Source organism: Escherichia sp. MOD1-EC6021, from assembly GCF_002965245.1.
Lineage (GTDB): Bacteria > Pseudomonadota > Gammaproteobacteria > Enterobacterales > Enterobacteriaceae > Escherichia > Escherichia coli_F.
The window spans coordinates 1-10,025 of the sequence record NZ_PTRU01000055.1; the positions used below are offsets into that span (position 1 = coordinate 1).

Here is a 10,025-nt window from a genome sequence, read left to right on the forward strand (position 1 = left end):
TAAGCCCCTGTCGCCGGGGGCAAAGACAGCCACAACCGTCTCCGCCAGTCCAGGGGTGAAATGCACATCCCGCAAAACGTCAAAACCGCGGCTCCCGAAACTCAACAGATGATGGGGGCTGAAAACCAGAGAGAGGAGAAAGCAGGATGAGTACCCGAAATATCCACGTTAACACCGCGTCGTACACGCTTCTTGTTGCCGGGAAGAAAAAAAACACCGGGGAAGAGTGGGACGTCCTGGAATTCAGCAGCCTGACTGAGCTGAAAAAATATCGCAAAAGCCACCCGGAAAAGATGGCCTTCAGCTATAGCTACGCGCTCAGCCGGGGTGTGGATACGCAGTTCCGCCATATCAACATTGCGGAAGCCGATCACTTCAAACAGTTCCTGCGTCAGATTAAGCGTGCCGGCCTCGATATCCGGGCTATCTGCTGACCGGATGTGATGAATACCCCCCCCTGATTGTTGCAATCTTGTTAATGGAGATCGGGAGGGATGATATTAAGCGGAAAAATTTTTTATTAAATTTATTCTTTCATAAAGGAGTAGCTGTTATGCGATTAGCTTCCCGTTTTGGTCGGTATAATTCCATCCGCCGTGAACGTCCTTTAACGGATGATGAATTAATGCAGTTCGTGCCTTCGGTATTTTCCGGTGATAAACATGAGTCCCGGAGTGAACGTTATACGTATATTCCAACAATCAATATCATCAATAAGTTACGTGATGAAGGTTTCCAGCCATTCTTTGCCTGTCAGAGTCGGGTTCGTGATTTGGGACGTCGCGAATACAGTAAACATATGTTACGTCTTCGCAGGGAAGGGCATATTAACGGGCAGGAAGTTCCTGAAATTATCCTGCTTAATTCACATGATGGTTCATCCAGTTATCAGATGATCCCCGGAATTTTTCGTTTTGTCTGCACAAATGGCCTGGTGTGCGGAAATAATTTTGGCGAAATCCGCGTTCCACATAAAGGTGATATTGTCGGGCAGGTTATCGAGGGTGCGTATGAAGTACTCGGTGTCTTTGATAAGGTCACTGATAATATGGAGGCGATGAAAGAAATTCATCTTAACAGTGACGAGCAACATTTATTTGGCAGAGCTGCACTGATGGTCAGGTATGAAGATGAAAATAAAACGCCAGTGACGCCTGAATAAATAATTACTCCCCGTCGTCGGGAGGATAAACAGAACGATCTCTGGACAACCTAGCAGCGGGTTCAGGAGAATATGATAAAAGGTGGATTATCTGGGCGAAGTGCCTCCGGGAAAAATACCAGGACAAGAGTCATTACAGGTATTGATGGTGATATAAGAATCAACAAGGCGTTATGGGTGATTGCCGAACAGTTCAGAAAGTGGAAGTCATGATAATATAAGTAAAGCCCCGAAAATTTTTCGGGGCTTTACTTATATTATCATTCTTCGGCATCGCTGTGTCGTCTGATATACCTCAATTTCATCAACTGGCTTTCCGGTTGTCTGTAAATATTGTGCCCGCGAAAAATGGTCTGGCAGGAGGCTGCGCAGTTACCGGGTATATATAAGATGGGTTCCCGCTTCGCGGGGCTTCGGCCAGTCAGTATTGTCACTCATATGATATTTTTGTGTGTGGCCTTCCATGCCGCTTTTGCGGCATAACAGGTATCTGACAATGTCTGTAAGATTAATTGTTCTGCACGCTGTTAATTTCCGGAAGTGATTTCTTCGTGGCCGGAATCCGGATACCTTTACTGCTTTTTATCCCGGTATAAATCCGGTAAACATCTGATGCGTAGGCAAGACGTCTCTGGTTCTGGCGTTCGGTCTTCCTGAATCCGGCATTGTATGCACCAACGGCCTCCCAGGAGACGCCCCATTTTTTAAATGCTATTGCCAGATAATAAGCACCGGTATAAATGTTCATGCAGGGATCTGTTGTCAGATGTTCTGGCTTAATTCCGTAGCGGGCCAGTTCGTTAAAATGCTGGGAATCTACCTGCATCAGTCCGCTGCCATATCCCGTTACCGGATTAATACCGATGGCATTAACCCGGTAACGGGATTCTTTCCATGATATTGCTCTCAGTAAATCAGGATCTATTTTGTAATCCCGGCCTGCAAGATCAAAGCAATCAGTGGCCTGGCAGATCTCATTTATAAACATCAGGCAGATGGCTAACATCCACTTTTTCATTTTTCCACCTCTGGTGACTTTATCCGTAAATAATTTAACCCACTCCACAAAAAGGCTCAACAGGTTGGTGGTTCTCACCACCAAAAGCACCACACCCCACGCAAAAACAAGTTTTTGCTGATTTTTCTTTATAAATAGAGTGTTATGAAAAATTAGTTTCTCTTACTCTCTTTATGATATTTAAAAAAGCGGTGTCGGCGCGGCTACAACAACGCGCCGACACCGCTTTGTAGGGGTGGTACTGACTATTTTTATAAAAAACATTATTTTATATTAGGGGTGCTGCTAGCGGCGCGGTGTGTTTTTTTATAGGATACCGCTAGGGGCGCTGCTAGCGGTGCGTCCCTGTTTGCATTATGAATTTTAGTGTTTCGAAATTAACTTTATTTTATGTTCAAAAAAGGTAATCTCTAATGGCTAAGGTGAACCTGTATATCAGCAATGATGCCTATGAAAAAATAAATGCGATTATTGAGAAGCGTCGACAGGAAGGGGCAAGGGAAAAAGATGTCAGTTTTTCAGCAACAGCTTCAATGCTTCTTGAACTGGGGCTTCGTGTACATGAGGCTCAGATGGAGCGTAAAGAGTCTGCATTTAATCAGACTGAGTTTAATAAATTGCTTCTTGAATGCGTTGTAAAAACACAATCATCAGTAGCGAAAATTTTGGGTATTGAGTCTCTCAGTCCTCATGTCTCCGGAAATCCAAAGTTTGAATATGCCAATATGGTTGAAGATATCAGGGAGAAGGTATCATCTGAGATGGAACGATTTTTTCCAAAAAATGATGATGAATAAAAGAAATTTGATTTCGTTCAAATATCAGAGTTTTTATGATTTAAAAAGGTGACAGTACGAAAGATAATTAGTATATTAATTACGTGGTTAATGCCACGTTAAAATTTGAATTTGAAAATCGCCGATGCAGGGAGTTCTCTCCTCCCTGCATCGACTGTCCATAGAATCCTTTGTGAGGAGGTTCCTATGTATCCGATGGATCGTATTCAACAAAAACATGCTCGTCAAATAGATCTGCTGGAAAATCTGACGGCAGTTATTCAGGATTATCCAAATCCAGCCTGTATCAGGGACGAAACTGGAAAATTTATTTTTTGCAATACGCTGTTTCATGAGTCATTTCTTACACAAGATCAAAGTGCTGAAAAATGGCTTCTGTCGCAGAGAGATTTTTGTGAATTGATCTCTGTCACAGAGATGGAAGCATACAGGAATGAGCATACGCATCTTAATCTTGTAGAGGATGTTTTTATTCAGAACAGATTCTGGACAATATCTATTCAGTCATTTCTTAATGGACACAGAAATATCATTCTGTGGCAATTTTATGATGCTGCTCATGTTCGTCATAAAGACAGTTATAATCAAAAAACGATTGTCAGTGATGATATCAGAAATATAATCAGAAGAATGAGTGATGATTCTTCTGTATCATCATATGTAAATGATGTCTTTTACTTATATAGCACCGGAATCAGTCATAATGCTATAGCAAGAATATTAAACATATCCATCTCCACATCAAAGAAACACGCGTCTCTGATATGCGACTACTTCTCTGTTTCTAATAAAGATGAGTTAATCATCTTACTCTACAATAAAAAGTTTATTCATTATTTGCACGAGAAGGCAATGTGTATCATAAATACGCGTTAATAAAGTGTTAATAAAATATAGACTTTCCGTCTATTTACCTTTTCTGATTATTCTGCAAACATAAGTAGTAACCAGAAGATAAACAGCGGGAGGTGTTATTGAAAAGATTTGGTACACGTTCTGCAACAGGTAAGATGGTAAAACTAAAATTACCTGTAGATGTGGAAAGTCTATTAATTGAGGCAAGTAACAGAAGCGGAAGAAGTCGATCGTTTGAGGCAGTAATAAGACTTAAAGATCATCTTCACCGCTATCCAAAGTTTAACAGGGCAGGGAATATCTATGGTAAGTCGCTGGTTAAGTATCTGACAATGCGTCTGGATGATGAAACTAACCAGCTACTTATTGCAGCCAAAAATCGTAGTGGATGGTGTAAAACAGATGAGGCTGCAGACAGAGTTATTGATCATTTGATCAAGTTTCCTGATTTTTATAACTCGGAGATATTCAGGGAGGCAGATAAAGAGGAAGATATAACATTTAATACACTCTAGTTTTATTCATTTATCCGAAATTGAGGTAACTTATGAATGCTGTTTTAAGTGTTCAGGGTGCTTCTGCGCCCGTCAAAAAGAAGTCGTTTTTTTCTAAATTCACTCGTCTGAATATGCTTCGCCTGGCTCGCGCTGTGATCCCGGCTGCTGTTCTGATGATGTTCTTCCCGCAACTGGCAATGGCAGCACAGGGCCAGGACCTGATGGCAAGCGGTAACACCACGGTTAAGGCGACCTTCGGTAAGGACTCCAGTGTTGTTAAATGGGTTGTTCTGGCTGAAGTTCTGGTCGGTGCGGTCATGTACATGATGACCAAAAACGTCAAGTTCCTGGCCGGTTTTGCCATCATCTCTGTATTTATTGCTGTGGGTATGGCCGTCGTTGGCCTCTGACAGGAAATAAAACGATGTCGGGAGACGAGAATAAACTTAAGAAATATCGTTTCCCGGAAACACTGACCAACCAGAGCCGCTGGTTTGGCCTGCCACTGGATGAACTGATCCCCGCAGCAATCTGTATTGGCTGGGGTATCACAACATCGAAATATCTGTTCGGTATTGGTGCAGCGGTTCTGGTTTATTTCGGGATTAAAAAACTGAAAAAAGGGCGGGGCAGTTCCTGGTTACGTGACCTGATTTACTGGTATATGCCAACAGCCCTGCTGCGCGGTATTTTTCATAATGTTCCCGATTCGTGTTTCCGGCAGTGGATTAAATAGAACTGATACCAGGATTGTTATATGGAACACGGTGCCCGTTTAAGTACCAGTCGTGTAATGGCCATCGCCTTTATATTTATGTCAGTGCTTATTGTTCTCAGCCTCTCTGTTAACGTCATTCAGGGGGTGAATAACTACCGTCATTCAGAATGAGCAACGCACTGCCGTGACGCCAATGGCATTTAATGCCCCCTTTGCCGTGTCACAGAACAGTGCCGACGCCTCTTATTTACAGCAGATGGCGCTGTCATTTATTGCCCTCCGTCTGAATGTTTCATCAGAAACCGTCGATGCCTCACATCAGGCGCTTCTGCAATATATCCGCCCGGGCGCACAGAACCAGATGAAAGTTATTCTGGCTGAAGAAGCGAAGCGTATTAAAAACGATAACGTGAACTCAGCCTTTTTCCAGACCAGTGTTCGTGTCTGGCCTCAGTATGGCCGTGTGGAAATTCGAGGTGTGCTTAAAACCTGGATTGGTGATTCAAAACCTTTCACTGATATCAAACATTACATCCTTATTCTGAAGCGGGAAAACGGGGTGACCTGGCTGGATAATTTCGGGGAAACAGACGATGAGAAAAAATAATACGGCAATAATATTCGGCAGCCTGTTTTTTTCCTGCAGCGTGATGGCCGCAAACGGTACGCTGGCCCCCACCGTGGTGCCAATGGTGAACGGTGGTCAGGCCAGTATTGCCATCAGCAATACCAGCCCGAATCTGTTTACCGTTCCCGGTGACCGGATTATCGCCGTGAACAGTCTGGATGGTGCCCTGACCAATAATGAGCAGACCGCCTCCGGCGGTGTGGTGGTTGCCACCGTCAACAAAAAGCCCTTTACGTTCATTCTGGAAACAGAACGTGGTCTGAATCTTTCCATTCAGGCCGTTCCCCGTGAAGGCGCGGGGCGTACCATTCAGCTGGTCAGTGACCTGCGCGGAACCGGAGAAGAAGCCGGTGCGTGGGAAACGTCCACGCCTTACGAATCCCTGCTTGTGACCATCAGCCAGGCCGTCCGTGGCGGAAAATTACCCGCAGGCTGGTATCAGGTCCCAGTGACAAAGGAAACCCTGCAGGCCCCGGCGGGGCTGTCTTCAGTGGCAGATGCCGTATGGACGGGGAATCACCTGAAGATGGTCCGCTTTGCCGTGGAAAATAAAACGCTGTCTGCCCTGAATATCCGGGAAAGTGACTTCTGGCAGCCGGGAACCCGTGCCGTGATGTTCAGCCAGCCTGCCAGCCAGTTACTGGCAGGTGCGCGCATGGATGTGTATGTCATCCGTGACGGGGAGGGCAACTGATGGCCAGTATCAATACCATTGTGAAACGCAAGCAGTACCTGTGGCTGGGGATTGTGGTTGTCGGTACAGCCTCCGCGATTGGTGGGGCACTGTATCTGTCTGATGTGGACATGTCCGGTAACGGTGAAACCGTGGCTGAACAGGAGCCTGTGCCGGATATGACCGGTGTGGTGGATACGACCTTTGATGACAAGGTGCGTCAGCATGCCACCACCGAGATGCAGGTGACGGCAGCGCAGATGCAGAAGCAGTATGAGGAAATCCGTCGTGAGCTGGATGTTCTGAACAAACAGCGCGGTGATGACCAGCGTCGTATTGAAAAGTTGGGACAGGACAATGCCGCCCTGGCAGAGCAGGTAAAAGCCCTGGGTGCTAATCCCGTCACGGCGACCGGTGAGCCTGTACCGCAGATGCCTGCCTCACCGCCCGGCCCGGAAGGCGAACCACAGCCAGGAAACACCCCCGTATCCTTCCCGCCGCAGGGCAGCGTTGCTGTTCCACCGCCGACGGCGTTTTATCCCGGGAATGGTGTCACGCCACCACCACAGGTGACGTACCAGTCTGTGCCGGTGCCTAACCGGATACAGCGTAAGGTGTTTACCCGTAATGAGGGAAAACAGGGACCATCACTGCCGTACATTCCGTCAGGAAGTTTTGCGAAAGCCATGCTGATTGAAGGGGCGGATGCCAATGCCTCTGTCACCGGTAATGAATCCACGGTGCCGATGCAGCTGCGTATCACCGGCCTGGTGGAAATGCCGAACAGCAAGACGTATGACGCAACGGGATGTTTTGTGGGTCTGGAAGCCTGGGGGGATGTGTCCAGTGAGCGTGCCATTGTACGCACCCGCAATATCAGTTGCCTGAAGGACGGCAAAACTATTGATATGCCGATTAAGGGGCATGTCAGCTTCCGGGGTAAAAACGGTATCAAGGGCGAAGTGGTGATGCGTAACGGCAAAATCCTCGGCTGGGCATGGGGCGCGGGATTTGTTGACGGTATCGGTCAGGGAATGGAGCGCGCCTCCCAGCCGGCTGTCGGGCTGGGTGCCACAGCCGCTTACGGGGCTGGTGATGTCCTGAAAATGGGTATCGGTGGCGGCGCATCGAAAGCCGCACAGACGCTCAGTGACTACTACATCAAACGTGCCGAACAGTATCACCCGGTGATACCGATTGGTGCGGGCAACGAAGTGACCGTGGTGTTCCAGGACGGCTTCCAGCTGAAAACCGTGGAAGAGATGGCGCTGGAACGCACGCAGAGCAGAGCGGAAGAAGACAATCCGGAAAGTCCGGTTCCTGTTCCGCCATCGGCTGAAAGTCATCTTAACGGCTTTAATACTGACCAGATGCTGAAGCAGCTGGGCAACCTGAATCCGCAGCAGTTTATGTCCGGCAGCCAGGGAGGGGGCAACGATGGCAAATAATATGTCGTCCCGTCAGGCGTGCCATGCCGCCCGGTATGTTGTCGCCCGGGTTCTGCGAGGACTGTTCTGGTGTCTGAAGTACACCGTCATTCTGCCACTGGCCACAATGGCCCTGATGGCTCTGTTTGTTTTATGGAAGGACAACACCACGCCGGGGAAATTACTGGTTAAGGAGATTAACTTCGTAAGACAAACAGCACCTGCCGGACAGTTCCCGGTCAGTGAATGCTGGTTTTCTTCCTCTGATTCTTCAGGCAGATCAGAAATACAGGATATCTGCCATTACCGCGCGGCTGATGCTGCAGATTATGTCAGGGAGACTGACCGGTCACTGATGCAACTGGTCACCGCATTATGGGCAACACTGGCACTGATGTATGTCTCGCTGGCAGCGATCACCGGGAAATATCCGGTGCGACCCGGAAAAATGAAATGTATCCGGGTGGTAACCGCAGATGAACATCTGAAGGAAGTTTATACGGAAGACGCTTCCCTGCCGGGAAAAATCAGGAAATGCCCTGTTTATCTTCCTGATGACAGAACAAACAGAAACAACGGAGATAAAAATGAACATGCGTAATATTAATGTTATTACAGCCCTCTCTGTGCCGGGTAAAACCGTGTCAGATGATTTTATGCATGCTGTTCTCAGTAACTGCGCCACAAGAATCGTACTTCCTGCACCGGAGAAATTCGGTTCTGAGTCATTGCCGGACAATTTTAATATGGCTGCTGTCGGTGTGATGAAGAAGGGTATGTCGATGAGTTTATTTTCTTCTCCGGGGCATATTGTGGTTGCCGGACAATCCGGTGGCGGAAAATCTGTTCCGGTGAAAGAACTAATCGACAGAATTATTCAGAAATATAAGGAGCCCTTCGATGAATAAGCTGGTTTCTGATGGCAGCGTCAAAAAAATAAATTATCCGGTGCTGTATGAGTCCGGAATAACACCTCCGTTATGTGAAGTCAGTGCACCAGAACCTGATGCGGGTGGGAAACGCATTGTGGCATATGTTTATAAATCATCACGGAGTACGGTTTTTGAAAATCCTGACATTGTAAAAACCTGTACGGTCAGGGATTTGAAGAAGGATTTTGTGAACTGCGATGAGAAAGGTGAGGGACAATGAAACAGATTTCTTTCTTTATTCCTCTGCTGGGGACCTTATTACTTTCCGGCTGTGCCGGAACCAGTACGGAATTTGAGTGTAACGCCACCACATCCGATACCTGTATGACGATGGAGCAGGCCAATGAGAAGGCCAAAAAACTGGAGCAGTCCTCAGAAGCAAAGCCGGTTGCGGCATCACTGCCGCGCCTGGCTGAAGGGAACTTCCGGACAATGCCGGTGCAGACCGTCACCGCGACCACTCCGTCCGGCAGCAGACCTGCGGTGACAGCACATCCGGAGCAGAAACTGCTGGCACCTCGCCCGCTGTTTACCGCTGCCCGGGAAGTGAAAACGGTTGTTCCGGTCAGTTCAGTTACGCCGGTAACACCTCCTCGTCCGCTAAGAACGGGTGAGCAGACGGCAGCATTATGGATAGCGCCTTATATTGATAACCAGGATGTTTATCATCAGCCATCCAGCGTGTTTTTTGTTATTAAACCGTCTGCGTGGGGAAAACCACGTATTAATTAACTGGCCCTGAAGTTGTATATCAGCCGGCAATGCCGGCGGGCTTTCTGTATTCAAAATCTGCCTGTAAAACGAGTGCCCTGTGCGTGAAAAGGGATGGGCGGTAGCGTGTCAGAACATGTCGGGAGGAATATTCCGTGAGTGATGAAGCCGATGAAGCATATTCAGTGACAGAACAACTGACCATGACAGGAATAAACCGGATACGCCAGAAAATAAATGCTCATGGTATTCCTGTTTATCTTTGTGAAGCATGCGGAAATCCTATTCCGGAAGCCCGGCGGAAAATATTTCCCGGTGTGACGTTGTGCGTTGAATGTCAGGCGTATCAGGAAAGGCAGAGGAAACACTATGCATAAATCAGAAAATGAAAAAATAGATTTTATTCTGGATGAGCATGAGCGGATATTCAGAAAACAGGGTTCTTTGTGTATGGCACTGGGTAAGGGCTTTTTAGTTATAGCTATTCTTTGTGGTGTTGCCACATTCTGTGTTTCTGGCCTGTATCTGAATGGATTTGCCCCTATATTTCCAGACACCTGTTATCACTTAACCCATTACTGGCTTGCTGCCGTAGATATTCCCGTGG

Annotated in this window: 15 protein-coding genes and 2 pseudogenes; 16 read left to right on the forward strand and 1 reads right to left on the reverse strand. The window is 47.1% G+C overall.

Translation table 11 applies throughout. The features are described from left to right. Positions 1–146: 146 nt before the first annotated feature. Together BEB54_RS26900 and BEB54_RS26905 are read left to right on the forward strand one after the other, a co-directional pair. Positions 147–434, forward strand: coding sequence for a hypothetical protein (locus BEB54_RS26900; RefSeq protein WP_000107542.1), 288 nt, complete (start codon positions 147–149; stop codon positions 432–434). 119 nt (positions 435–553) lie between these two features. Further along, positions 554–1,375: pseudogene (locus BEB54_RS26905) on the forward strand (DUF932 domain-containing protein). 295 nt (positions 1,376–1,670) lie between these two features. On the opposite strand, the gene BEB54_RS26910 reads toward BEB54_RS26905, so the two are convergent. Beyond that, positions 1,671–2,261, reverse strand: a complete 591-nt coding sequence (locus BEB54_RS26910; protein ID WP_277996786.1) for a transglycosylase SLT domain-containing protein — start codon at positions 2,259–2,261, stop codon at positions 1,671–1,673. A 332-nt stretch (positions 2,262–2,593) separates the two neighbouring features. Between BEB54_RS26910 and traM the strand changes: the two genes are divergently transcribed. The 14 genes and pseudogenes from traM to BEB54_RS26980 all read left to right on the forward strand — a co-directional run. Next, positions 2,594–2,977, forward strand: coding sequence for a conjugal transfer relaxosome DNA-binding protein TraM (gene traM, locus BEB54_RS26915; protein ID WP_001151524.1), 384 nt, complete (start codon positions 2,594–2,596; stop codon positions 2,975–2,977). A 186-nt stretch (positions 2,978–3,163) separates the two neighbouring features. Then, positions 3,164–3,853 carry a conjugal transfer transcriptional regulator TraJ gene (gene traJ / locus BEB54_RS26920; RefSeq protein ID WP_000283377.1) on the forward strand — a complete coding sequence of 230 codons (690 nt, stop codon included), beginning with the start codon at positions 3,164–3,166 and terminating at the stop codon, positions 3,851–3,853. 98 nt (positions 3,854–3,951) lie between these two features. Next, on the forward strand, positions 3,952–4,347 hold the full coding sequence (gene traY / locus BEB54_RS26925; RefSeq protein ID WP_001309237.1) for a conjugal transfer relaxosome DNA-bindin protein TraY: 396 nt from the start codon (positions 3,952–3,954) through the stop codon (positions 4,345–4,347). Positions 4,348–4,379: 32 nt separating this feature from the next. After that, positions 4,380–4,739: a type IV conjugative transfer system pilin TraA gene (traA, locus tag BEB54_RS26930; protein WP_000994781.1), complete on the forward strand. Its 360-nt coding sequence runs from the start codon at positions 4,380–4,382 to the stop codon at positions 4,737–4,739. Positions 4,740–4,753: 14 nt separating this feature from the next. Then, entirely contained in the window at positions 4,754–5,065 is a 312-nt protein-coding gene (gene traL / locus BEB54_RS26935; RefSeq protein ID WP_000012106.1) for a type IV conjugative transfer system protein TraL, read from the forward strand. A 21-nt stretch (positions 5,066–5,086) separates the two neighbouring features. Continuing rightward, a pseudogene (traE, locus tag BEB54_RS26940) lies at positions 5,087–5,654 on the forward strand (type IV conjugative transfer system protein TraE). Beyond that, a complete protein-coding gene (gene traK, locus BEB54_RS26945; protein ID WP_001230787.1) occupies positions 5,641–6,369 on the forward strand; it encodes a type-F conjugative transfer system secretin TraK in 729 nt (242 codons plus the stop codon). Before traE ends, traK begins: the two are co-directional and overlap by 14 nt. Beyond that, positions 6,369–7,796 carry an F-type conjugal transfer pilus assembly protein TraB gene (traB, locus tag BEB54_RS26950; protein WP_000146685.1) on the forward strand — a complete coding sequence of 476 codons (1,428 nt, stop codon included), beginning with the start codon at positions 6,369–6,371 and terminating at the stop codon, positions 7,794–7,796. The genes traK and traB overlap by 1 nt, the downstream gene beginning before the upstream one ends. Further along, complete coding sequence (gene traP, locus BEB54_RS26955; RefSeq protein ID WP_000002787.1) at positions 7,786–8,376, forward strand: conjugal transfer pilus-stabilizing protein TraP; 591 nt, start codon at positions 7,786–7,788, stop codon at positions 8,374–8,376. Before traB ends, traP begins: the two co-directional genes overlap by 11 nt. Then, positions 8,363–8,683: a conjugal transfer protein TrbD gene (locus BEB54_RS26960; RefSeq protein ID WP_001057289.1), complete on the forward strand. Its 321-nt coding sequence runs from the start codon at positions 8,363–8,365 to the stop codon at positions 8,681–8,683. The genes traP and BEB54_RS26960 overlap by 14 nt, the downstream gene beginning before the upstream one ends. Then, complete coding sequence (trbG, locus tag BEB54_RS26965; protein WP_001038342.1) at positions 8,676–8,927, forward strand: conjugal transfer protein TrbG; 252 nt, start codon at positions 8,676–8,678, stop codon at positions 8,925–8,927. The genes BEB54_RS26960 and trbG overlap by 8 nt, the downstream gene beginning before the upstream one ends. Continuing rightward, positions 8,924–9,439: a type IV conjugative transfer system lipoprotein TraV gene (gene traV / locus BEB54_RS26970; RefSeq protein WP_000809838.1), complete on the forward strand. Its 516-nt coding sequence runs from the start codon at positions 8,924–8,926 to the stop codon at positions 9,437–9,439. The genes trbG and traV overlap by 4 nt, the downstream gene beginning before the upstream one ends. Positions 9,440–9,573: 134 nt before the next feature. After that, positions 9,574–9,795: a conjugal transfer protein TraR gene (traR, locus tag BEB54_RS26975; protein WP_001278689.1), complete on the forward strand. Its 222-nt coding sequence runs from the start codon at positions 9,574–9,576 to the stop codon at positions 9,793–9,795. After that, the coding region (locus BEB54_RS26980; protein ID WP_105282330.1) for a hypothetical protein at positions 9,788–10,025 on the forward strand (238 nt) is incomplete at its 3' end. The genes traR and BEB54_RS26980, both read left to right, overlap by 8 nt.